This is a genomic window from Flavobacterium plurextorum (genome assembly GCF_002217395.1).
In the GTDB taxonomy this organism is placed as follows: Bacteria; Bacteroidota; Bacteroidia; order Flavobacteriales; family Flavobacteriaceae; genus Flavobacterium; species Flavobacterium plurextorum.
In genome coordinates, this window is record NZ_MUHD01000004.1 from 36,402 (window position 1) to 58,785 (window position 22,384).

At 32.9% G+C, this 22,384-nt stretch carries 23 protein-coding genes; 12 read left to right on the forward strand and 11 right to left on the reverse strand.

Annotated features, from left to right (window positions below; translation table 11 throughout):
- The first annotated feature begins 261 nt into the window (after positions 1 to 261).
- From B0A81_RS02305 to B0A81_RS02350, 10 genes are all read left to right on the forward strand, one after another.
- On the forward strand, positions 262 to 2,451 hold the full coding sequence (locus tag B0A81_RS02305; RefSeq protein ID WP_089056521.1) for a glutamine synthetase III family protein: 2,190 nt from the start codon (positions 262 to 264) through the stop codon (positions 2,449 to 2,451).
- Positions 2,452 to 2,845: 394 nt separating this feature from the next.
- Positions 2,846 to 3,469, forward strand: a complete 624-nt coding sequence (locus tag B0A81_RS02310) for a hypothetical protein (RefSeq protein WP_158234883.1) — start codon at positions 2,846 to 2,848, stop codon at positions 3,467 to 3,469.
- Positions 3,470 to 3,552: 83 nt separating this feature from the next.
- The gene (locus B0A81_RS02315) at positions 3,553 to 4,029 is read left to right on the forward strand and encodes a hypothetical protein (RefSeq protein WP_089056523.1); all 477 of its coding nucleotides are present in this window, start codon (positions 3,553 to 3,555) and stop codon (positions 4,027 to 4,029) included.
- A gap of 4 nt (positions 4,030 to 4,033) precedes the next feature.
- Positions 4,034 to 4,768: a curli production assembly/transport protein CsgE gene (locus tag B0A81_RS21785; protein WP_233207102.1), complete on the forward strand. Its 735-nt coding sequence runs from the start codon at positions 4,034 to 4,036 to the stop codon at positions 4,766 to 4,768.
- Positions 4,769 to 4,833: 65 nt separating this feature from the next.
- Positions 4,834 to 5,307, forward strand: a complete 474-nt coding sequence (locus B0A81_RS02325; RefSeq protein WP_089056524.1) for a curli assembly protein CsgF — start codon at positions 4,834 to 4,836, stop codon at positions 5,305 to 5,307.
- Between the two features lie 66 nt (positions 5,308 to 5,373).
- Complete coding sequence (locus B0A81_RS02330; protein ID WP_089056525.1) at positions 5,374 to 6,747, forward strand: CsgG/HfaB family protein; 1,374 nt, start codon at positions 5,374 to 5,376, stop codon at positions 6,745 to 6,747.
- Between the two features lie 83 nt (positions 6,748 to 6,830).
- The gene (locus B0A81_RS02335) at positions 6,831 to 8,309 is read left to right on the forward strand and encodes a carboxypeptidase regulatory-like domain-containing protein (RefSeq protein ID WP_233207100.1); all 1,479 of its coding nucleotides are present in this window, start codon (positions 6,831 to 6,833) and stop codon (positions 8,307 to 8,309) included.
- A 152-nt stretch (positions 8,310 to 8,461) separates the two neighbouring features.
- Positions 8,462 to 9,640: an AIR synthase related protein gene (locus B0A81_RS02340; RefSeq protein ID WP_089056526.1), complete on the forward strand. Its 1,179-nt coding sequence runs from the start codon at positions 8,462 to 8,464 to the stop codon at positions 9,638 to 9,640.
- 211 nt (positions 9,641 to 9,851) lie between these two features.
- Positions 9,852 to 10,208 carry a hypothetical protein gene (locus tag B0A81_RS02345; protein ID WP_089055166.1) on the forward strand — a complete coding sequence of 119 codons (357 nt, stop codon included), beginning with the start codon at positions 9,852 to 9,854 and terminating at the stop codon, positions 10,206 to 10,208.
- A gap of 92 nt (positions 10,209 to 10,300) precedes the next feature.
- Complete coding sequence (locus tag B0A81_RS02350; protein WP_089056527.1) at positions 10,301 to 10,906, forward strand: GNAT family N-acetyltransferase; 606 nt, start codon at positions 10,301 to 10,303, stop codon at positions 10,904 to 10,906.
- Between the two features lie 150 nt (positions 10,907 to 11,056).
- On the opposite strand, the gene B0A81_RS02355 is transcribed toward B0A81_RS02350, so the two are convergent.
- Positions 11,057 to 11,680: a M949_RS01915 family surface polysaccharide biosynthesis protein gene (locus B0A81_RS02355; RefSeq protein ID WP_089056528.1), complete on the reverse strand. Its 624-nt coding sequence runs from the start codon at positions 11,678 to 11,680 to the stop codon at positions 11,057 to 11,059.
- Positions 11,681 to 11,922: 242 nt separating this feature from the next.
- On the opposite strand from B0A81_RS02355, the gene B0A81_RS02360 reads away from it, so the two are divergent.
- Together B0A81_RS02360 and B0A81_RS02365 are read left to right on the forward strand one after the other, a co-directional pair.
- Complete coding sequence (locus B0A81_RS02360; RefSeq protein ID WP_089056529.1) at positions 11,923 to 12,462, forward strand: hypothetical protein; 540 nt, start codon at positions 11,923 to 11,925, stop codon at positions 12,460 to 12,462.
- A 272-nt stretch (positions 12,463 to 12,734) separates the two neighbouring features.
- On the forward strand, positions 12,735 to 13,178 hold the full coding sequence (locus B0A81_RS02365) for a hypothetical protein (protein WP_089056530.1): 444 nt from the start codon (positions 12,735 to 12,737) through the stop codon (positions 13,176 to 13,178).
- Positions 13,179 to 13,348: 170 nt separating this feature from the next.
- Here the strand turns inward: B0A81_RS02365 and B0A81_RS02370 are convergent, their stop codons facing one another.
- From B0A81_RS02370 to gldI, 10 genes are all read right to left on the reverse strand, one after another.
- Positions 13,349 to 15,205 carry a M61 family metallopeptidase gene (locus tag B0A81_RS02370; protein ID WP_089056654.1) on the reverse strand — a complete coding sequence of 619 codons (1,857 nt, stop codon included), beginning with the start codon at positions 15,203 to 15,205 and terminating at the stop codon, positions 13,349 to 13,351.
- Positions 15,206 to 15,522: 317 nt separating this feature from the next.
- Positions 15,523 to 15,801: a DUF2805 domain-containing protein gene (locus tag B0A81_RS02375; protein ID WP_089055159.1), complete on the reverse strand. Its 279-nt coding sequence runs from the start codon at positions 15,799 to 15,801 to the stop codon at positions 15,523 to 15,525.
- 112 nt (positions 15,802 to 15,913) lie between these two features.
- Positions 15,914 to 16,750, reverse strand: a complete 837-nt coding sequence (locus tag B0A81_RS02380; protein WP_089056531.1) for a sterol desaturase family protein — start codon at positions 16,748 to 16,750, stop codon at positions 15,914 to 15,916.
- Between the two features lie 111 nt (positions 16,751 to 16,861).
- On the reverse strand, positions 16,862 to 17,104 hold the full coding sequence (locus B0A81_RS02385; RefSeq protein ID WP_089055158.1) for a GlsB/YeaQ/YmgE family stress response membrane protein: 243 nt from the start codon (positions 17,102 to 17,104) through the stop codon (positions 16,862 to 16,864).
- 32 nt (positions 17,105 to 17,136) lie between these two features.
- Positions 17,137 to 17,844, reverse strand: a complete 708-nt coding sequence (aqpZ, locus tag B0A81_RS02390) for an aquaporin Z (protein WP_089056532.1) — start codon at positions 17,842 to 17,844, stop codon at positions 17,137 to 17,139.
- A gap of 30 nt (positions 17,845 to 17,874) precedes the next feature.
- On the reverse strand, positions 17,875 to 18,234 hold the full coding sequence (locus B0A81_RS02395) for a DoxX family protein (RefSeq protein WP_089056533.1): 360 nt from the start codon (positions 18,232 to 18,234) through the stop codon (positions 17,875 to 17,877).
- A gap of 86 nt (positions 18,235 to 18,320) precedes the next feature.
- The gene (locus B0A81_RS02400) at positions 18,321 to 19,217 is read right to left on the reverse strand and encodes an EamA family transporter (RefSeq protein ID WP_089056534.1); all 897 of its coding nucleotides are present in this window, start codon (positions 19,215 to 19,217) and stop codon (positions 18,321 to 18,323) included.
- A gap of 228 nt (positions 19,218 to 19,445) precedes the next feature.
- Positions 19,446 to 20,600, reverse strand: coding sequence for a peptidylprolyl isomerase (locus B0A81_RS02405; RefSeq protein ID WP_089056535.1), 1,155 nt, complete (start codon positions 20,598 to 20,600; stop codon positions 19,446 to 19,448).
- 46 nt (positions 20,601 to 20,646) lie between these two features.
- Positions 20,647 to 21,720, reverse strand: a complete 1,074-nt coding sequence (locus tag B0A81_RS02410; RefSeq protein WP_089056536.1) for a peptidylprolyl isomerase — start codon at positions 21,718 to 21,720, stop codon at positions 20,647 to 20,649.
- 15 nt (positions 21,721 to 21,735) lie between these two features.
- Positions 21,736 to 22,383, reverse strand: a complete 648-nt coding sequence (gene gldI / locus B0A81_RS02415; RefSeq protein ID WP_089056537.1) for a gliding motility-associated peptidyl-prolyl isomerase GldI — start codon at positions 22,381 to 22,383, stop codon at positions 21,736 to 21,738.
- Position 22,384 lies beyond the last annotated feature (1 nt).

The following is a 22,384-nucleotide window of genomic DNA, read 5'->3' on the forward strand; positions in this document are numbered from 1 at the left end:
AAAATAAATTCGTAATAATTTGGGGTTCTTTTTGAATTTTAAGGTTAAGGAATTATGAAAAAATGTTTATTTATTGAGTAATACTATTGTTTTTTGTTACAATTCTTTATAACAGATTCATTATTCTTTGAAAAAAGTGTCTTCTGTTGAGAAATCGTTGTTCAAAATTCTCGAATTTATGTTTAAAACAGGGGATTTTATTGTTTATATTTGTCGATCATTTTTCAATGAAAATTAGTACGAATTTTTAAAATTATATACATGTCAACATTACGTTTCCAAGCTTTGCAAGAAGCTTCTACAAGAAAGCCGGTACATTTTGAAGAGATTGGTAGAAAATCTAATCTTTTTGGTTCAAATGTGTTTAATGAAAAAGCCATGAAGCAATATTTAACTTCAGATGCTTTAAAGGGAGTAAGAGATGCTATTCAGCATGGAACTAAAATCGAAAGAAAACTGGCAGATTATATTGCCATGGGAATGAAAGAATGGGCGTTGGCAAAAGGTGTTACACATTATACGCATTGGTTTCAGCCTCTTACAGGAACAACTGCTGAAAAGCATGATGCATTTTTTGAAACTTCGTATGATGGCAGTGACCCTGTAGAAAAATTTGGAGGTGCACAATTGGTACAACAAGAACCAGACGCTTCAAGTTTTCCAAACGGCGGAATCAGAAATACTTTTGAAGCCAGAGGTTATACAGCCTGGGATCCAACTTCGCCAGCTTTTATATATGGAACAACTTTATGTATTCCAACTGTATTTATTGCTTATACAGGAGAAGCTTTAGATAATAAGATACCTTTATTAAGAGCTTTATCTGCAATTGATGAAGCAGCTACAGAAGTTTGTAAATATTTTGATAAAAACGTAAAAAAAGTAACAGCAACTTTAGGTTGGGAGCAAGAGTATTTCTTGATTGATAAAGCTTTGGCAAATTCTCGTCCTGACTTAATGATGACTGGAAGAACTTTATTAGGACATACTTCGGCAAAAGGACAGCAGTTAGATGATCATTATTTTGGTTCTATTCCAACTCGTGCACTTACTTATATGAGAGATTTAGAGCAAGAATGTATGTTATTAGGAATTCCTGTAAAAACTCGTCACAATGAGGTTGCGCCAAATCAGTTTGAGCTTGCACCTATTTTTGAAGAAACAAATCTTGCGGTAGATCATAACTCTTTATTAATGGATGTAATGCAAAAGGTTGCAGAACGTCATGATTTTAAAGTTTTATTTCATGAAAAACCTTTTAAAGGAGTAAACGGTTCAGGAAAACACAATAACTGGTCGCTGGCAACAGATACAGGAGTTAATTTATTGAGTCCGAGTAAAACGCCAATGAGCAATTTACAGTTTTTAACCTTCTTTATTAATACAATCAAAGCAGTTAATGATAATGAAACTTTGCTTCGTGCTTCTATCGCAACAGCAAGTAACGATCATAGATTAGGTGCAAATGAAGCGCCGCCGGCAATTATGTCTGTATTTATTGGTGCACAGTTAACAAAAGTACTGTCAGAATTAGAAAGTGTAACAACTGGAAAATTATCTCCAGAAGAAAAAACAGATCTTAAATTAAATGTAGTTGGTAAAATTCCAGACGTATTATTAGATAATACAGACCGAAACAGAACTTCGCCTTTTGCCTTTACAGGAAATAAGTTTGAATTTAGAGCTGTTGGTTCAAATTCTAACTGTTCCAATTCAATGACTACTTTAAATGCTATTGTGGCAAAACAATTAATAGATTTTAAAAATGAAGTAGAAACTTTGATCGAGTCTAAAGACATGAAAAAGGATGATGCTATTTTTAATGTTTTGAGAGAATACATCAAACAATCTAAAAAAATACTTTTTGAAGGTGACGGATATAGCGAAGCTTGGGAAAAAGAAGCAGCAAAAAGAGGTTTAAGTAATTTTAAAACTACTCCAGAAGCTATTAAAGCTAAAGTTTCTAAGCAAGCTTTGGATTTATTTGCTGAATTAGGCATCTTTAACCATGTTGAAGCCGAAGCACGCTACGAAATAGAATTAGAAGAATACACGAAGAAAATTCAGATTGAAGGTAGAGTTTTAGGTGATATCGCTAGAAATCATGTTATTCCTACTGCAATACGTTATCAAAATACATTAATCGAAAATGTAAAAGGTTTAAAAGAGATCTTCGGAAAGGAATTTGAAACGATTGCTAAAGAGCAGATTATTTTAATAAAAGAAATTTCGGGTCATATAGAAGGAATCAATTCTAAAGTATTAGCAATGACAAACGAAAGAAAGAAAGCAAATCATTTAACTGATGCACAAAAAACGGCAGAAGCTTATTGTGATAAAGTAAAACCTTATTTTGAAGACATTCGTAACCACTGTGATAAATTGGAGCTTTTGGTTGATGATGAAAGCTGGACCTTAACTAAATACAGAGAATTGTTGTTTACTAAATAACTTTCATTAACATTAAGTTAAAGCCTGTCTGTAAAAAGACAGGCTTTTTTTGTGATTATGTTAATATAACTGTTTTTGGACTGAAGTATATCTTTTGTTTTGGCATAAATGTAAGGAAAATGTAAAAAGTAACTTTTTTCTTATTAAGGTAAAATTCAAATAGAGTAGTTCGTCGTTATAGTTTCGCATTTCATCGAAAACAGATTAAGATCTTGTAAAATACGTATTTATACCTGTTTTGATTATCGAGAAGTTTTCTAATTTTGAATATGAAAATGAGAGAATTAGCAGAAAAAACTATTCTCAAATGAAGGTTAAAATCCCCAGATTTTCTCCCCAAATTGCATATACCTACATAATAATTTGTATTAATAACCAATTAAATATATTTATTATGAAAAAAGTAATTTTAAGCATCTCCGCGATGCTATTTGCAGGTGTAGCGTTCGCTCAAGGTAATGTGAGTGATGTAGATCAGTTAGGTTTGTTAAATGGTGCGTTGGTAATCCAAGTAGGAGCATCAAACAATTCAGATGTTGATCAAATAGGTATTGCAAACGTTGCAATTGTTGGACAATACGGAGATGATAATGAGTCTAGTGTTGCACAATTAGGAGCAGGAAACGTTGCTGTAGTAACTCAAATTGGAGACGACAACAGTTCAACTATCGCACAAGGAATCTGGGTTGGAAACTTAGCAGTTACTACTCAAATCGGAGCTTACAACAATTCTGATGTATTACAAGTAGGTAATTTTAATGATGCTTACACTACTCAATTTGGAGCATTTAATAATTCAACAACATTGCAATTTGGAGATGACAACACTGCAGCAACTACTCAAGTAGGTTTCTTCAACAATGCCGCTACATTGCAATTAGGATGGGATAACTACTCTAGTATTGAACAATATGGAATTGGAAACTTTGCAGCAACTGCTCAATTTGGAAATGACCATATTAGTACAGTTACTCAAACTGGATTCCTAAACGGAAGTATAGTAATCCAATCTAACTAAATAGAACCAAGAAAAGGAAGAATTTGATTTATTAAATTCTTCCTTTTTTTATTAGAATTCTTTTTTACCACAATACCACAATTATGAAACGTTTTGCCACTTATATTTTCCTATCCATTACAGGAATTTTATTCTCTCAATCAATTGATGGGAATAGAAGTGATTACGTTTTAAATGAAATGAACAATCGCAATCAAAATCAAATAAACCAATACATTAAAAGCAGAAATATTGTAACGGTTTCACAAATTGGAAATTACAATCAGGCCAATTTAACCATTATCAGCAATAATGCTAATGTAATCGCTCAGCAAACAGGCAATACCAATTATATGAATGTTTACAAAAAAGCTGACGAAATCAATCAATCCTACACGCAGACAGGCAACAATAATTATATAAGCGATTATTCCTTGTACACAAGAGGAGTCGCTTCAATGTCAATAAATCAGAACGGCAGTAATTTAACGGTTTTTAATTCAGGTTCAAATTCTATATCTAAAGATTTGATTATTAATCAATCTGGAAATTCAGGAACAATATTTATATTCAATCGTTAGAATTATGAAAAAGTATTGGAACATAGGAATTGTTTTTTTTGCCCTTTTTTTTTCTGAATCAGGATTCTCGCAGGTAGTTTATAAAGAAGTAAAAGCTAAGATAGAAGTAAAAGAAATTGAAAATCTTCTTGCTATTACAGGAACCGTAGAGAATTTAAAATCTGAGTTCAAGAATATCTCGTATAAGTTGACAGTATTCAAAAAAAGCAAATCAGGTTCAAATAAATCAAATAACGGACAAGACGGCAGAGTCACATTAGAACCCATTCAAAAAGTTGAACTATCAAAAACGCAGGTCAATTTTACAAAAGAGGATGAGATCATAATACTGTTATTAATTTATGATGAAAATAATGCCATTATAGGTAAAGACAGAGTTGTTTTTGGAGATGAAAAAGAATCAGATTCCGGAAAAGCTATTCCACAAGACGGAATCGAAATGATTGGAATTGTTGCTAATGACACTAAAACAAAACTGGGAAATGATTTTTACGATTATTTTTATTCGCAATATTCGAAACTAAAAATTAATACCAGTAAAATCGTAACTGTTCAAGAGGAGTTGACTTTTGGGCGCACAACAAAAATTACGATTTTAGTGGATGGCGAAATAATTGAAGAATTTATTTCACGTCCAGATGAAGATTTCTTGAAATATATGGCTGATACAGCCGCTTCTAAAGCATTTAAATATTTTAAGGATCTCGAAAAACAAAGCAAAATTATAACTCAATACTAAAATTGAGGAACGTTTTGTGTCAAGAAGAGTTGTGTTTTTAATGTAGGAAATAAAATTATATCAATATGAAAACTTTAGCTTTACTAGTTTGTTTAGCAGGTTTTAGTGCGGTCTCAAATGCACAAGATCTGGCTTATAAACCTATTAATCCTGCTTTTAGTGGTGGCGATACTTTTAATTATCAATGGCTGCTTAGTTCTGCCCAAGCACAAAATGATTTTAAAGAAGATCCAACGTCAGGATATAAACAACAGACTGATTTGGAACGTTTTAAAAGTACTTTGAATAATCAGCTTTTAAACAGGATTTCAAATTCGTTATTCGATGATCAATTTGGATCACCAACAGGTTCCGGAACAGGAACAGGAACGGGGACAGGCACAGGTACTGGAACAGGAACTGGCGGCGGACTAAAACCAGGAACATATGTCTTTGGAACATTGTCTGTTGATATTTACAATTCTAATTTAGGAATGGTAGTAGATATTTTAGATATCGATACAGGCGAACAAACACAAGTAATTATACCACCTCGATAGATTGTGGTTCCTTGTTTTTTTTCTTATACGTCAATTAGGTTCATGTTTTACTGTAAATAACTTATTATGAATAAAAGTCCCCTTTTTATACTTTTAATAACTTGCCTATTCTCAGGATGTGGAGCTTATTTTAACCAGCCTGTAGGAGTTCAAAAGGCAGTATTTGGAGAAAATACTCCTGCAACTACCGCATTAGTCGATATGCCTAAACCTAAAGAACAAATTGTTGTTGGGGTTTACAAATTTAAAGATCAGACCGGGCAGTATAAAGCTACTGAGTTAGGAAGTACTTTTAGTACTGCGGTTACTCAAGGTGCAACTTCAATTTTAATTAAAGCGCTGGAAGACTCTAAGTGGTTTATACCCATAGAACGTGAGAATCTGGGTAACCTTTTAAATGAACGAAACATTATCCGTTCCACACGTCAGGAATATGCCTCAAAAACAGAAGCTAATGAATCCGTTTTGACACCGCTTTTATTTGCGGGAGTTTTGCTCGAAGGCGGAATTATTTCTTATGATACTAATATTATAACAGGTGGTTTTGGTGCAAGATACTTTGGTGCGGGTGGTTCTACTCGTTATAGACAAGATCGTGTTACAGTGTATTTAAGATTAGTCTCAACTTCTAACGGAAAAATCTTAAATACGGTTTATGTGTCTAAAACTATTTTGTCTCAAAGTGTAGACGCGAGTTTATTTAGATATGTAAATCTAAACCGACTTTTAGAAGTAGAAACTGGTTTTACTAGAAACGAACCTATTCAGTTGGCAGTTACCGAAGCAATCGAAAAAGCCGTTGAAGGTCTTATTGTAGACGGAATTAAAGATAAACTATGGGAAGTAAATGCGCCTAAAAATCAAGTTGATTCTTTTGTAGCAGAATATGATAAAGAAAAAAGTGAAGCCGATTTGGCACAATTATACAATAGAAATTTAAGTGAAAGAAGAGCTCGTTTTGGATTGGAAGCTTCTGGCGGAGTTGCCTTAATGCAGGGTGATTATGCAAATCCAGTTCCGAAACCGCTGATTAGAGGTGCCGCGAAATTTTTCTTTACACCAACATTTGCATTAAGTGCTTCATCAAATGCTTTTTGGCTGGCAAACAAAAATAAGCTCGACGCAGGATATCTTTCCTTAGACCTCAATTTAGAATGTTTAATCTTACCTCGTGATGTATTTACCCCTTATATTTTTGCTGGAACCGGGGTTGAATTCAATAAAAAATACGAAAATATAGCCAGTAAAGTTCAGTTTGGCGGCGGAGTCGAATATCTCGCAACAAATTATCTGGGAATAAAAGCCTTTGGAGAGTTTAATGTCCCTTTTAGCGATAATGTAGATTACTTAGTCAGCGGCGTTCGAGATGATTACTACTGGCGGTTTGGTTTAGGATTGACCTATTATTTCCCAAAAAGTTATAAGTACAAGAAGAAATAATAAAACCTCGTGATATTTCCGGGTTCTTTATAAAATGATTACAGGAGTAAATACAATATAAGTTTAATAAAATTATGTCTCAAATGAAAATAGGATTAAAAATTTTGGCGTGCTTTATTCTTTTGATGTCTTGTAGTGAAGAACAAGTTGACGACACAGGAACAGCAGTAGTAAAAGGAAGAGTTGTTGATATTCGAACCTACGAAGGGATCGCAAATGCCCGAGTTTTATCGAGCCCAACAACAAGCACTGTATTCTCAGATAAAGATGGTTACTTTATTATGGAAAAAGTACCAGTAGGAAAATATTCTTTTCAAGCGCAGAAAGATGGATTTATTGCCAGATTTCAACCCGCAACAGTTGAAAAAGATGTTCCGGTAGAAATTATTTTTGAGTTAGAAGTATCGACAGCAAATAATAAACCACCAGAAATTCCTACGCTTACAGCTCCTTTGGATAATGCAACCTCTCAGGCTTTAAGTTTAGACTTGACTTGGACTTCGACTGATCCAGAAAAAGATCCAATGACGTTTCAAGTTACTGTTAAAAACGGAACGACTGATGAAGTTAAAACCTATTCTGATCTTAAGGCTACAACTTTAAAAATTACAGGTTTAGATTATAGTACAAAATACTATTGGCAAGTGTCGGCAAATGACGGAATCAATAAACCTACAAATAGTGCAATAACCTCTTTTACAACATTGGCATTTCCAAATCCGAGATATTTGTATGTTAAAAAAGTAAAAAATAATAATGTTATTTATACTGCAGATGAGGCTGGAAATGAACTTCAACTGTCACCATCATCAATTAATAGTTACAGACCGAGAAAAAATTTGAGTATCAATAGAATTGCTTACATAAGTTCTGATGGTTCATTAAATCAAATTTTTACCATGAATCCTGATGGTACAGATGTGAAAAAAGTGACCAACTTTATTCCAATTGCCGGATTTAATATGGATCATGTTAATTATTGCTGGAGCACAAACGGAAGGCAGATAATTTATCCTAATTTTGATCAGCTTCTCCGTATAGACTCAGATGGTTCAGGTTTAGTCCAGATATTTAAAACACCAAATGGTAAGTTTATTTCGGAGTGCGAATGGAGTCAGGACGGAAGTCAGATTGTACTAAAAGTAAATGATGCTTCAGGTTATAATGTCGAAATATATGCTATAAATATGGCTGGAGATGTCTTGTATCAAATACTTTCTGGTGAAAAAGGTGCAGCAAGCGGTCTTGGTATTACGATCGATAATAATAAAGTAGTTTATACCAAAGACGTTTCTGGTTTCGAAAATTCGACCTACCGACGATTAGATTCGAGAATATTTATTTACACAGTATCAACAAATACTTCGGCAGAATTAGATACTCAAAAAGAGAATGGTTTTAATGACTTAGATGTCAAATTCTCACCAAATGAAGCAAAAGTCATCTTTGTAAATACGTCGAATGATGGATTATCTGCTAAAAACATTCAAACAGCAAGTATATCTGATAGTTCAACAAGGACGACTTTATTCCAAAACGCTGCAATGCCGGATTGGAAATAAACTTAAAAGACCAATTTTTTCAAAATAGTTAATCAGGGGAAATCGGCAGAAATTAGATTCTGCCGATTTTTTTTGTGAATCATATAATCGAATAAGTCAAAGAATTAAAAAAAGGGATTATCTTTGCACCACATCAACACAAACTAATTTTCATGAGTTCAGATTCTAGCAAAAGATATGCACAAAGAGGTGTTTCGGCATCAAAAGAAGACGTACATAACGCTATAAAAAATATTGATAAAGGCTTGTTTCCACAGGCATTTTGCAAAATTGTACCAGATTACTTAACGCAAGATTCAGAGCATTGCTTGATTATGCATGCAGACGGAGCGGGAACCAAATCATCTTTGGCATATATGTATTGGAAAGAAACTGGAGATATTTCTGTTTGGAAAGGAATTGCTCAGGATGCTTTAATCATGAATATTGATGATTTATTATGTGTTGGAGCTACAGATAATATTTTGCTTTCATCTACCATTGGAAGAAACAAAAACTTAATTCCTGCCGAAGTTATTTCGGCAATTATAAACGGAACAGAAGAATTAATCAACGAATTAAAATCTTTTGGCGTTACTATTCATTCAACTGGTGGTGAAACTGCAGATGTTGGAGATGTTGTGCGTACAATAATTGTAGACTCAACTGTTACCGCTCGTATGAAACGCAGCGATGTTGTTGATAATGCTAATATTAAAGCTGGTGATGTAATTGTTGGTTTAGCCTCTTTTGGTCAGGCAACTTACGAAAAAGGTTATAACGGCGGAATGGGAAGCAATGGTTTAACTTCTGCACGTCATGACGTTTTCGGGAAATATTTGGCTAAAAAATATCCAGAAAGTTACGATGCGGCAGTTCCAGAAGAATTAATTTATTCAGGTCAAATTAATTTAACTGATGAAGTTGAAAACAGCCCAATAAATGCTGGTCAATTAGTGCTTTCGCCAACTAGAACGTACGCACCAATTATCAAGAAAATTTTAGATACATATACACCAAACGATATTCACGGAATGGTACATTGCAGCGGAGGCGCGCAAACTAAAATTTTACATTTTGTTCAAAATTTACACATTATAAAAGACAATTTATTTCCAGTTCCACCATTGTTCAAGTTAATTCAAGAACAATCAAAAACAGATTGGAAAGAAATGTATCAGGTTTTCAATTGCGGTCACCGTATGGAAATCTATGTTCCTGAAAATATTGCACAAGATATTATTGCCATCTCTAAATCATTTAATGTTGATGCACAAATCGTAGGTAGAGTAGAAGCAGCTGATGCTAAAAAACTAACAATTACCAGCGAATACGGAACATTCGAATATTAGATTTTTGAGGTTCAAAGATTCAAAGAGGCAAAGATTCAGAGCTATAAAGTTTTTTTGAATATTATAATCGTAGAGGCGCACGGCAGTGCGTCTGTTTATAAAGGTTTTGAATTTTTAAATATTAAATAATCATAGAGACGCACTACAGTGCGTCTTTTGTCATCTTAGACACATTGTGTTGTGTTTCTGTAATTTATAAAATACTGATATTATGTACGAACTGCTTTTTTGGAGATATTTAGACGAAATTTACTTAAACCATCATGAGGTTTACGAAGCTCTTGTTGAAAAAGAAGGAGTTATCGGCCTGGAAAAACTTCCTGTTGAGGTAATTATAAATCGCATTAATTCTGTCTTTTCAAAATGGGAAAGAATTGATGAAAACAGCTGGAAAAATAATGCAGGAAAAGGAGCTTTCCAAGTTATTACAACTCCGCAAAGTGTCAAAATAGATTGTTATGGCACCGAAGGAAAAACCATGAATCAATTGGTCGATTTGATGCTGGAATTTAAATGTCCGCTGTACGATCCGCAAGTTCCGGAGCGTTATGATGAAATGAGTGAATAAATTTTTCAGTTCAATATGTTTATGAATTTCTTCGCGATAAAAGTTTTGCTAAAAGCGCGAAGATTTTATAAAGAATAACCAAAAAGCAAACCGTGGCCGTATCCAATTTTTCTTTTTCAGATACTATAATTTTAGAAGATGAGGTTGTTTTATTACGATCACTTCAAGAATCAGATGTTGAAAATTTATTAGAAATCTCAATTAATGAACCTGAAACATGGAAATATTCTTTAGTTGGTGCTGATGGAAAAGAAAATTTGATCAAATACATTCAGTCCGCTGTAAAAGCTAGAGAAAATCAAAAAGAATTTCCTTTTATAGTTTTTGATAAAAAAACTCAAAAATACGCAGGTTCAACACGTTTTTACGATATTAATCTCGAATACAAAACACTTCAATTAGGTTACACTTGGTACGGTTCTGCTTTTAGAGGAACAGGACTTAATAAACACTGCAAGTTTTTACTGCTTCAATTTGCTTTTGAAACTTTAGGAATGGAGCGCGTAGAATTTCGTGCAGACAATAATAACGAAAGAAGTGTGGCGGCAATGAAAAGTATTGGCTGTAAAGTCGAAGGCGTTTTGCGCAGTCATATGCCAACAGTAAACAGCGATGTTCGCCGTGATTCTATTGTTTTAAGTATTTTAAGAAACGAATGGTTTAATGAGGTAAAAGAAAACTTAAAGAATAAGCTTTAAAAAGAGCCATTAGCTTCACAAAATAGTACAGGGTTGGATTTTATCTCCTTCTAAAAAATACAGAAGAAAAAAGGAAGTATAGATTTGATTCCTTTAAAATCTTGACCATCATTATTGGAATTTGGAATTTTAAAAATTGATTATTTAATCCTATCCATCCTTTAATAATAAATTTTGCTCTTTTCTTATTTTGACTATTAATTGATCAATGTAAGTTTTTATTTTCTGAGGCAGTAAATTCCAGTTCGTATCCTTTTTAAAACTTCTACAATCATCTAGATCACATTCTACAGCCCGAATCACATACTTTTTGTTATTGTAAACTGTAATAATTTTTACACGTCTTATTTCATCATATTCCGTTCTTGTTCCGTAAACAATAACGGGATCTATATATCCGTCGCCGTCAAGATCTTTTGTACTGCAGTATTTTGTCCAGAACCAAATATTGGTTTCTTTAGGATCGTAATCTTCAAGCAAATCGTTGATTCTCCATTTTTCTAAAAATCCGCCATGATCATTAAGTACACAAATAGCTTTTATTTTTGTATTTAATGTGTCTTTTTTAGATACAGCTTGTTGATTTTCGGTTAAAACCAAACCATAAACACCACCTTTATCTTTATATTCAAATGCTCGATAGATTGGGAAATCTGAAAGCTGGTTTAGTTCCTTTTGAATTATTTGTTCTTTTGATAATCTGCTGCTTTCAACCTTTTGAGCGAAACTAAAAAGAGAGTTTAAAACAAAGAATATAAAGAATATTTTTTTCATACATTGATTTTTATAAAAAGTAAAGATATCTAGATAAAGTCAGAATAAAGACAAAAATTTCAACGGAATTTGCTATCCTGCGCAGCTCTCATTATTTGATATGTTTACTATTAACTCGTTGATTACAAATAGTATTAGTTTTATGGGTAATTCGAAAGGTTAGGGGAGTAGAATTGACGTTGAATAAAATGAATTTTTTGGCGAAAGAATAATACATTTGTATAAATTAAGATTATTTGCAAATGAGCATTCAAAAAATTCCTTTAACAAAAGATGATAAAGTTATTCTTAAGAGCAGATTTAGAACACATATGTTTGCAATTATTTTTGTAGTTCTTCCCGTGTGCATTTTGCTATTTTGTATAATTGAGAGTTTGATTGATCAAATTTTGTCATCTAATTATGATTTCATGTTTTTTTTCGGATCTGCATTTGTAATTTTTCCGTCCTTTTTTTTTATCAAATACGTTGTCCCTTTTTATATAGAATCCTATAAAAATAGTAAGCAAGAAAGTAAGTGGGTAATAAAAACACGTATTTTAAATATCAAAACAAATTATCATAAAAATACAACAGGACTTGGTTATAATAAAATCAAGGAGTTAAATACTATTCATGAATTTACAACAGACCTTGGCTTCAGTATTAATTCAAATAATAGATTTATTGGTAATCCAAAAAATAGTTTACAAAATGCAATTGTAACTATTGGTTCAACGCTGGAAATTCATTGTCTCGATGACAATTGTACTCAAATTTTAGTTTTTAAGAAAATTGAATAATACCATTATCAAATTTTGAAACCAGAAACAGGTCTGCTTTTTTAAAGGATTTTTTTTTAAAAAATTTCCCTTCATGTTTCTTAGCAATACCTGATTTAAATTCTAAGTTACAGTTCAATGAACTTTTAATTTTGAATAATTACCCCAACGAATCACGATTACTTTAAATGAAAATTAGCTTGTCAAAAAGTAATGAAATTAATAAATAAGAAAAACTACTGATTTGTAAAAAAGTTCACGAAATTTGCATTTCAAATATTAGAAAAATCATTATGAAAATAAATTTAAAATCAGGAATTGATAAACTGCTTTTCGGTATGAAGCAGAACGATGTAACAGCTGTTTTAGGAAAACCTGATAAAAACTATAACGACGAAGATGATAATGTGATTTTTGTATATAACGCATACAAAATGAGATTAACATTTTATCAAGAAGAAGACTTGAAGTTAGGTTATATAGTAGCTTCTAGTAATGATTTAGAAGTTTTTGGCTTCAAGTTAATCGGAAGAAAAATTGCTGATGTAAAGAAAGATTTTGCAGCAAAAGGAATAACAAAATATACCCAAGAAACTTTTGATACGTTTGAGAATTATTTCAACGAGGACAATTGGTTTATTCTTCAAACAGAATTTGATGAAGTTGTTAAATTCGAAATTGGAGCAATCATCAATGATAAAGATGAATTTGCTTGGAAATTTCCAGTGAAGAAATAAACTCTTTTTTGTCAGGCTGAGCGGAGTCGAAGTCCAACTCCAACTCCAACTCAGTGCTAATTTAACTTGCGATGACTTCGACTCCGCTCAGCCTGACAAACCTGGCAAACTACAGTATAAAAAAAACCGACAATCACTTGTCGGTTTTTTTGTTTTCAGTCAAAAGGAAATTAACCTTTCAACCAAGCATTTTTAAGTTTTTCTTTTGAAGCATCAGTAGCTTTAAAAGTTTCAGATTCTTCGTAAGGTAGTTTTACAGTTCCTTTTATAGTTTCTTCTTTGCCGCCGCGCTTAATTTTTATAGTAATTGGATCGTTTTCTTTCCAGTTCTCACTTTCAGTTATTAGATCGTAGATATTATCTAAAGAGTAAGATTTGTTGTTTACTGAAAGAATAATATCACCGCCTTTTAGATTTAAATTTTTAAAGAATTCATTAGTTCCAACATCAGAACGAACTGCAATTTCTTTAGTCTTTTTATCTACACTAATGTATGGAGTTTGTCCTTTAATAAATACTGGCGCCGCTTTTTTCTCAACAGCTTTAGTTACACCAACTTTCGCTAAATAAAAATCATAAGGAATAGGAGTAGTTCCTGCTACATATTTGTTTAAAAATTCACCTACTTCAGGATAAGTTAACTGCGTGATTTTAGCGAACAATTCATTATCATTAAATGGTTTATCAACGCCATATTCACTAGATAATTTATGCATTAAATCAAGAATTCCTCTTTCTCCATTGCTTTTTTCTCTAATAATAATGTCAATGCACATACCAATTAAAGCTCCTTTTTGGTACACATTTAAGTATTGATCTTTATAAGGCTGTTCTAAAACATTGGCACTCATTTTAGTAAAAGACATTGTGTCGTCTAAACTTTTAGACTGCTCAATTTTATCAGCAATACGAGAGTAAAACTCACCTTCGTTAATTAAACCTTGATTGATTTGAAAAAGGTTGGCAAAATATTCTGTTACACCTTCGTACATCCATAAATGCTCAGACATTTTTGGCGCATTATAATCAAAATACTGGATCTCTTTTGAGTGAATAGTTAATGGGGTTACGATATGAAAAAACTCGTGAGAAACAACATCTTTCATTGATTCTACCAGTTTTTCTTTAGGCATTGATTCTGGCAGTACTACAGTAGTTGCTGTTGGATGCTCTAAAGCTCCAAAACCGTGTGCATCATCTTTTGCTAAGGTTGATAAATACAATAAAACAGTATATTTTTTATTCGCATTTACTTTTCCTAAAAAGTTTTTCTGCGCCGTCATCATTGTTTTCATTTCCGGTGTGATGCTTTCGGCAGTAAATTTTCCAGTCGGCGAGTAAACCGCAATTAAAATATCCATACCATTTACATTAAACTCAGTATAATCTGGTTTAGAATACATAATAGGATTTTCGACTAAAACAGCATAACGTGGAGTTGTAAAAACATCGCTTGTTTTGCTCGGATCCTGATCTGTCATAGAAGTTGCTCCCCAAAGTGTTTCAGGATGCGTAATAGTAACTTTATAAGGAATCTCTAATTTGTCTTGAAAATACCCTACAAATCCATGTGTGTTTACTAGAAAATTAACTCCTGCATTGATGTTAGTACCTGCAGGCGAGAAAATATCGTCATTGCCAAAACCAGTTCCTTTTTCAGTATCGAAAGTGTCATTAACTAAATACGTGATTTTTTTTAACGCTTTTGCATTCGAAATAGACCATGAGTTATCGTCGATTCTCTTAACTGTTAAAGCATTTCCTTTTGCATCAAAAGCTTTAAAATCTTCTGAATTTTTTCCGTAGTTATCAGTAGAATAAGTTCCTGGAACAGTTTTCGGAATACTGTAAACGATCTCATCTGTTTTGATTTGCGGCGGAGTTACCGTTACTAAAACTTTGTCGTCTTTTACATCAACAAGATTTATGTTAACGTCTACAACATTGCTTTTTGCGGCAGAGGAACTTCCTGTTTTACAGCTCCAAAGTGTTATAGCAAGAGCTAAAGTGTAAAGTATTTTTTTCATTTGTTTAAGTTTAGTTATACGTATTTGACTAAAAAAAAGTAAAAATGTTACAATAAAATAAAAATAACCCAATGTTGAGATTATTTTTAACATAGAGACGTAGTTATTGGTCGCTTAAAAAGGTATTTCACTTATTTAAAATAGACATAGCTGCGAAAGAAAAATACTTCTCTTTGGTATCTTTTTCAGACATAAAATTGATACTTCTACGTGTTAAATATTTTTTATGATCTAAGTGAAGCGAATAGATGAAAGAAATAAAATAGAACGGACTAAAAATAAATAAAAAAAACTCCTGACGCACAGGAGTTTTAATTTTAGTCGAATTTGTTTTTTATATAGTATTTACCATCTAAATCTTCATCAAAATCATCAATTTTAACGGGTTTTGGTTTTGGTTTATTGGCAATGGCTTTCTTTTTCCACATCTCAAATTTTTCAAGAGGCATTTTCTTCTTCATGATTTCAAGAACTTCTTTTTCTGCCAACCCAAATTCTTTTTTTATGACTTCAAATGGATTTTTTTCTTCTAAGGCTAATGAAACAAGCTTCTCGGTTTGTTCCCAATTCAATTCTTTGCGGTTACTCTTTTTCATCTCGTGAAAATTAATTCAAAAATAGAGGTTAATGATTAATAGATTGATTTTCATTTTATGTATCAATATTAATAAAAAAAATAATTAGTTGGTTCGATCAAGTATGTTTTTTTTACTGTTTTTTTTCGGAATTAAAGGATCGCAGTTTTTGAAACGGAATTTTTAATAAATTCTTTAATTGATTGTTTTCTTCGGGCTGCATATGCGTATCTACTCCGTAAATTAACTCTTCTTTTGGTAAAGTGGTAAAAGTTCCAAATAATCGATCCCAAACAGAGAAGATATTACCATAATTGCTGTCTGTGTAAGGCAATACATAGTGATGATGTACTTTGTGCATATTTGGAGAAACTATAAAGTAACTTAAGAAAATATCTAATTTGTTTGGCAGCGAAATGTTGGCGTGATTGAACTGAGTTGCAATTACAGATAATGTTTGATAGAGGAAAACCATCCACATAGGACTGCCGACAATAAGAACGCCAAGAGTCGTAAATACAAATCGAATTATACTTTCTCCAGGATGATGTCTGTTTGCAGTTGTTGTGTCTATCCAAGTGTCTGTGTGATGTATAACATGAAAGCGCCACAGGAATTTTGCTTTATGTTGAATAAAATGAACTAAATAAGCGCCTATTAAATCTAATAAGAGCAGTCCAATAATGGTATAAAGCCAAATAGGGATTTCGGGCAGCCATTGTAGAATGCCAAAATGATTTTCGGTTGTCCAACTCGCAGTTTTTATTAAAATAAAAGCCAGTACAAAATTGACGATTATAGTCGTAAATGTCAGAAAGAAGTTGATTCCTGCATGCTGCCATTTATGGTATTTCATTTGAAAGAGAGGAAAAGTATTCTCTATTATCCAAAAAAAAGCAATGCCTCCCACTAAAATTAAACTGCGATGTGATGATGGAATGGTGCTGAAATAAGAAATAATTTCGTTCATAACAAATTGGTTTTAATAGATATGAAGTGTTCTTCCTTTAAAAAAAAAGAGGAAATCAAATACTTGTATATCTGATTTCCTCTTTAAATATTATTTTTAAGCGATGCTGTTTTAAGCTTTTTTTATCAAGCTGATTATAAAAAGTAATACCCAAGCACCTCCCACAGCAACAATAATCTGCCATAAAAGTCCGCCGCCGCCAATACCGAGTTTGCCGGCAATCCAACCGCCAACAAAGCCGCCAATGATTCCAACGATAATATTACCAAATAATCCAAAGCCGGCACCTTTCCAGATCTGACCCGCAAGCCAGCCTGAAATTGCTCCTATAAGTAAGAAATATAAAAATTCCATAGTTTTAAGATTTAATAATTATACGAGTTAAATTATGCAGCGTCGTGATTTTGCAATAATGATTTATAAATAAATCCAGCTACAATTGCACCCAAAATTGGAGCAGCCCAGAATAACCAAACTTGTGAAAGAGGCTCGCCGCCAACAAAAATTGCTTGTGATAATGATCTCGCAGGATTTACAGATGTATTTGTAATAGGAATGCTTATTAAGTGAATTAAAGTTAAAGCCAAACCAATTGCGATACCAGCAAATCTTCCGTTTGCAAATTTATCTGTTGCACCTAAAATTACTAATAAGAAAAACAATGTTAGAACAAACTCAGCTATAAAAGCAGATTGCAGTGAATATCCATCAGGTGAGAAAGCTCCAAAACCATTTGAAGCAAAAGCTCCCGCTTTAGTATTATCAATTACAAATCCTGCTTTTCCAGAAGCGATTGTGTACAATGTTCCAGCTGCAGCAACGGCGCCAACACATTGTGCAACGATATACGGAATAAGATCTTTTGCAGGAAATCTACCGCCAGCCCATAATCCGAAAGACACAGCTGGATTAAAATGTCCGCCAGAAATATGACCAACTGCGTAAGCCATTGTTAGTACAGTTAAACCAAATGCTAAAGCAACACCCGCAAATCCAATTCCTAGTTCAGGAATTCCTGCAGCAAAAATCGCGCTTCCACAACCACCAAAAACAAGCCAATAAGTTCCAAAAAACTCTGCAAATAATTTTTTCATAATTAAATAATTTTAGATTAATAGATTTGATTAATATTGGGTGTATTGGAATGCCCAAAAAATCAAAACGATCTGTAAGGACAAACGTACAAATAAAATCCACTTTGGTAAACCAAAACTTGCTTTTTTATTTTGATACATATACAAATTGGCTGGAAAAACTGCAATTAATAATGCAATAATTCCCCAAGCAGCAAAATGTGTCGAAAAAGAAAGCGTTAGAAGTATGCCTAATAGTATTTCGGCTGCTCCACTTAAAATATTTATTACTTTGGGGTTTTTGAATACAGGAGGTATAATTTTAATATACATTCCAGGATTTCTAAAATGATTTAGTCCTGCAAGTATATAAAGAATCGCCATCAAATATAAATGCCAAGGTAAATTCATGATAGATAGTAGTTTATCACGAATTTATAAAAAAATTAACAATTATAACATTACAAGGTGCTTTTTTTTAACAGAGAGTTAGAAGCTTATTTGCCGCGTTTAAAATTTACATTCATAATAATGATCGCCAGAATAATTAAAACTATTCCAATCCATTGAGAAAAAATCACTTTTTCATTCAATAAAATATAAGCCATCATTACAGAAACAGGTAATTCTAATGCCGAAACAATACTGCCTAATCCAATTCCCGTTAACGGAAAACCTAAGTTCAGTAACATAGGAGGGATGATTGTACCAAATAAAGCTAGAATAATTCCCCACTTAAAGAAAATATCAAGATTGAAAGAACCAGTTTGCGTAAAAAAAGCAAAGGAGAATATAATTACTGCACCGCCCAAAAGCATATATAAGCTTCGTTGAGCCGATGAAATTTCTGTAGCGACACGATTAGCAGTAAACATTGTTGTAGTAAAGGATGCAGCAGCTAACACACCCCAAACAATTCCGCGCCAATCTAGTGCAACATCATTATTGATAATATTAGTAGCTAAAACTGTTCCAACAAGAACAATTAAAACCGCAACAACTTTTTGTTTCGAAGGCAGTTTTTTTTCTAAAATTATTTCAAGTAAAACTCCCATCCAAACAGTTTGCATTAATAATACGATACCTATAGAAACTGGAATATATTTTACTGCGAGATAATAAAACAAACTTGTCATTCCTAATGATGTTCCCGCAAGCATTAAACTGAATATGTTTTTTGATGAAGCTTTTACAGCGGTTCCTTTGTTTTTTACTTTTTGAAAAGCATTTATAAGTAAGATACCAAGTATACCAAGTATAAATTGAGAAGTTGTAACTTCGGCTGTTGTATATCCTTCAGTGTAAGCCATTTTTACGAAAGTAGCTAACATTCCGTAAGTTGTAGCTCCTAAAGCAACTAAAAACACTCCTTTTAATACATTGTTTTGTAACATCTTTATGATTTGTTTTGAAAAAATTAAGCGGGCAAAGGTAAGGTATTTTGTTTAGGAATTAATAGAAAATATACGCAAACGTTATCATTGTACTTGTTTTAGGTTTGTGTTTTAGTGCTATTTTAAGGATTTTGCAGAAGAATGTTTTTGGCAGGAATAAAAAAAGTTCCCAAAGATTTGAACTTTTGGGAACTTTAACTGTTATTTCAAAAAAGGAATTTGAAAGTATTATTTTGTTGGTTGATTTTGATACGTTTCAATTTCAAAAATCAAAGTTGCGTTTGGCGGAATTACGCCTCCAGCTCCTTTTTCACCATAAGCTAGGTTTGAAGGAAGGAAGAAGATTGCTTTTTCTCCGTCTGTCATCATATCTAAAGCTTCGATAAATCCAGGAATCATACCATCTTTTTTACCAACTGTAAAAGGAAAAGCCTTGTATCCGCCTTGAGCGTCTCTGCTTGCGTCGTATTTGCCATAAGCTTTTGCTACACTGCTCATGCTGCTGTCAAAAAGACTTCCATCTTCAAAATAACCTGCATAATGAAAGTAAATTGAAGAACCTTCAGTACCTTTTACGCCAGTTCCTTTTTGTGTAATCACATATTTTAAGCCAGAAGCTGTTGTAGTTGCTTTAGCCTTATTTGCAGCAAAATAAGCAGCTTTGTCTTTAATTACTTTTTGACTTTCGGCTTTTTTAGCTTCTTGTTTTTTAGCATCATCCGTAAGGACTTTTACAGGATCAAATTTTTTAGCTGCTGCACCTTTACGAGTAATGGTAATTTTTGTCATTATATCGTCTTGAACAATCTTATTTACATTATCCATTCCAGATACAACATGTCCAAAAATAGTGTGTTTACCATTAAGCCATGGAGTTTCTTTGTGGGTAATAAAAAACTGGCTGCCATTTGTTGCAGGTCCAGAATTAGCCATTGCAAGAATACCGCCTTTTTCGAATTTCAATTCTTCGACAAATTCATCTTTAAATGAATATCCAGGACCTCCAGAACCATTTCCGTCAGGATCTCCTCCTTGAATCATGAAATCATTTATAACTCTATGAAATTTTAAACCATCGTAAAATGGTTTTCCTTTAAGTCTCTCCACTTTTACATTAGGATTTTTTCCTTCTGCAAGAGAAATAAAATTAGCTACAGTTACAGGAGTTTTAACATATTCTAATGAAAGAACGATGTCTCCTTTTGTTGTAGAGATAGTAGCAAAGATTCCCTCATCAGGGTTTGGTTTTGCGACAGGTTTAGCTGCAGGTTTTGCAGTTGTTACTGCTGGCTTAGCAGCGGGTTTTGCGGCTGGTTTTTTAGTAGTCTGCGCTTGAATATTTACAACCGCTAAACAAAATAAAAATAAAAGTTTAAACTTCATTGCATTTTAAATTTAAGTCAAGAAATAATAATTACAAGTTTTATAATTATGGTTTTTCTAATAATTGAACTTCAAAAATAATATTTGCATTTGGTGGTATAACACCGCCAGCTCCAGTTTCTCCATACGCTAAATGAGCAGGAATAAAAAGGACTGCTTTATCTCCAAAAGAAAGCTGCTCGATACCTTCGATAAAACCAGGAATCATACCATCTTTACGACCTGCAGTGAAAGGAATTGGCTGATAACCTTTTGCTTCAGCTCTCGCTGCATCAAATTTTCCAAAAGCTTTGTTTACGTCTTCAATACTTGAATCAAATAAAGTTCCATCTTCTAAGAAACCTGCATAATGAATGTATATGTGAGCGCCAGTTGCTGGTTTTTTACCTGTCCCTTTTTCAGTGATTATGAATTCTAAACCAGAGTGTGTTTTTGTTGCTTTAGGTCTTATAGAAGCGTAATAATCTACTTTTTCTTTTTGAACTCCTGCAAACTTACTTTTTTCTTGTGAAGCTTCTGCAAAATAATCGTGAAGTACTTTTTCTGCATCAAATTTTTTGGCAGCTTCTCCATTTCTAACAATAGTAACAGAAACAATACTGTCACCTTGTACAACTTTGTTTACTACTTCTTGACCTTTGTCAACAACATGGCCAAAAATTGTATGTTTTCCGTCTAACCAAGGAGTTTCAGTATGAGTAATAAAAAATTGACTGCTGTTTGTGCCAGGACCATTATTTGCCATTGCTAAAACACCAGCTTTGTCGAATCTTAAATCTGAGATTTCATCTTTAAATTTATAACCAGCATCTCCAGAACCAGTTCCTTCAGGATCTCCAGTCTGAATCATGAAATTTTCTATAACTCTATGAAATTTTAAACCATCATAAAAATGTTTCTTTTTTAAGTAATCTTTGGTAACAAACTCATTTTTACCTTCAGCTAAGGTTACAAAGTTGGCCACAGTAACAGGCGCTTTTTTATAATCTAATTCAACAATTATATGTCCTTTGTTCGTTTCAATATCGGCATATAAACCATCAGGAAGGCTGCTGTTTTCATTTTTACAAGAGTAAAACGAAGCAGCTGTTAGTAATAAAACTAAAATACTTTTTTTCATTTTTTTTAATGTTTTTTATGGGTTTATTGTGTCTTTTTTTGGTGAAGCTGCTGGAACTGGTGTTGTACTTTTTACAGCTTGTCTTGGTGTGGCGGCAGTCGCAGGAGCGGCTGCTGGATCAGGAACAAAATTACGAAGTGTAACAGTACAGATTAAAGGCTGATTTGGTCCTATTTTTTTATTATCGCCGTGATATCCGTAAGCAATATGTGATGGAAATAAAAAGGTAACAGTTTCATTTTTTTTCATGTATTTGATTCCGTCACGTAATCCCATCATAATATCTTGTTTGTCTACATAATAAGTCTGCGGGCCAAGATCAGCTTCTGAATAGATGATTTTGCCATTGATGTCTTTTACTTCTAAATTAAAATAGGCAATGTCTCCTTTTTTTGGTGTAGCCGTATCAGTATTATTTTTTTCATCATAAGAAAACCAATATCCTTTTCTAGTAGCGTAGTACTTTACTTTTGGATTTGTTTTTATGATCTTTTTGATAACATCTTCTTCATTTGCAACCAGTTTTTTGTTTCTATCGGCTGATTTTTTCATAAAAGTACCCGAAGCTCTTGAAATTGGTTTTCGAGCTTCTTCGTGATGTTTACAGCCTGCCAGTAAAACAGTAAAAAGCAGTGTGTAAATACTAATTTTTAAGTAGTTCATA

Bases quoted from the DNA above. Each gene is read 5' to 3' on its own strand.
- B0A81_RS02305 (WP_089056521.1), top strand. From the start codon at position 262: ATGTCAACATTACGTTTCCAAGCTTTGCAAGAAGCTTCTACAAGAAAG.
- B0A81_RS02310 (WP_158234883.1), top strand. From the start codon at position 2,846: ATGAAAAAAGTAATTTTAAGCATCTCCGCGATGCTATTTGCAGGTGTA.
- B0A81_RS02315 (WP_089056523.1), top strand. From the start codon at position 3,553: ATGAAACGTTTTGCCACTTATATTTTCCTATCCATTACAGGAATTTTA.
- B0A81_RS21785 (WP_233207102.1), top strand. From the start codon at position 4,034: ATGAAAAAGTATTGGAACATAGGAATTGTTTTTTTTGCCCTTTTTTTT.
- B0A81_RS02325 (WP_089056524.1), top strand. From the start codon at position 4,834: ATGAAAACTTTAGCTTTACTAGTTTGTTTAGCAGGTTTTAGTGCGGTC.
- B0A81_RS02330 (WP_089056525.1), top strand. From the start codon at position 5,374: ATGAATAAAAGTCCCCTTTTTATACTTTTAATAACTTGCCTATTCTCA.
- B0A81_RS02335 (WP_233207100.1), top strand. From the start codon at position 6,831: ATGAAAATAGGATTAAAAATTTTGGCGTGCTTTATTCTTTTGATGTCT.
- B0A81_RS02340 (WP_089056526.1), top strand. From the start codon at position 8,462: ATGAGTTCAGATTCTAGCAAAAGATATGCACAAAGAGGTGTTTCGGCA.
- B0A81_RS02345 (WP_089055166.1), top strand. From the start codon at position 9,852: ATGTACGAACTGCTTTTTTGGAGATATTTAGACGAAATTTACTTAAAC.
- B0A81_RS02355 (WP_089056528.1), bottom strand. From the start codon at position 11,680: ATGAAAAAAATATTCTTTATATTCTTTGTTTTAAACTCTCTTTTTAGT.
- B0A81_RS02360 (WP_089056529.1), top strand. From the start codon at position 11,923: ATGAGCATTCAAAAAATTCCTTTAACAAAAGATGATAAAGTTATTCTT.
- B0A81_RS02365 (WP_089056530.1), top strand. From the start codon at position 12,735: ATGAAAATAAATTTAAAATCAGGAATTGATAAACTGCTTTTCGGTATG.
- B0A81_RS02370 (WP_089056654.1), bottom strand. From the start codon at position 15,205: ATGAAAAAAATACTTTACACTTTAGCTCTTGCTATAACACTTTGGAGC.
- B0A81_RS02375 (WP_089055159.1), bottom strand. From the start codon at position 15,801: ATGAAAAAGAGTAACCGCAAAGAATTGAATTGGGAACAAACCGAGAAG.
- B0A81_RS02380 (WP_089056531.1), bottom strand. From the start codon at position 16,750: ATGAACGAAATTATTTCTTATTTCAGCACCATTCCATCATCACATCGC.
- B0A81_RS02385 (WP_089055158.1), bottom strand. From the start codon at position 17,104: ATGGAATTTTTATATTTCTTACTTATAGGAGCAATTTCAGGCTGGCTT.
- aqpZ (WP_089056532.1), bottom strand. From the start codon at position 17,844: ATGAAAAAATTATTTGCAGAGTTTTTTGGAACTTATTGGCTTGTTTTT.
- B0A81_RS02395 (WP_089056533.1), bottom strand. From the start codon at position 18,234: ATGAATTTACCTTGGCATTTATATTTGATGGCGATTCTTTATATACTT.
- B0A81_RS02400 (WP_089056534.1), bottom strand. From the start codon at position 19,217: ATGTTACAAAACAATGTATTAAAAGGAGTGTTTTTAGTTGCTTTAGGA.
- B0A81_RS02405 (WP_089056535.1), bottom strand. From the start codon at position 20,600: ATGAAGTTTAAACTTTTATTTTTATTTTGTTTAGCGGTTGTAAATATT.
- B0A81_RS02410 (WP_089056536.1), bottom strand. From the start codon at position 21,720: ATGAAAAAAAGTATTTTAGTTTTATTACTAACAGCTGCTTCGTTTTAC.
- gldI (WP_089056537.1), bottom strand. From the start codon at position 22,383: ATGAACTACTTAAAAATTAGTATTTACACACTGCTTTTTACTGTTTTA.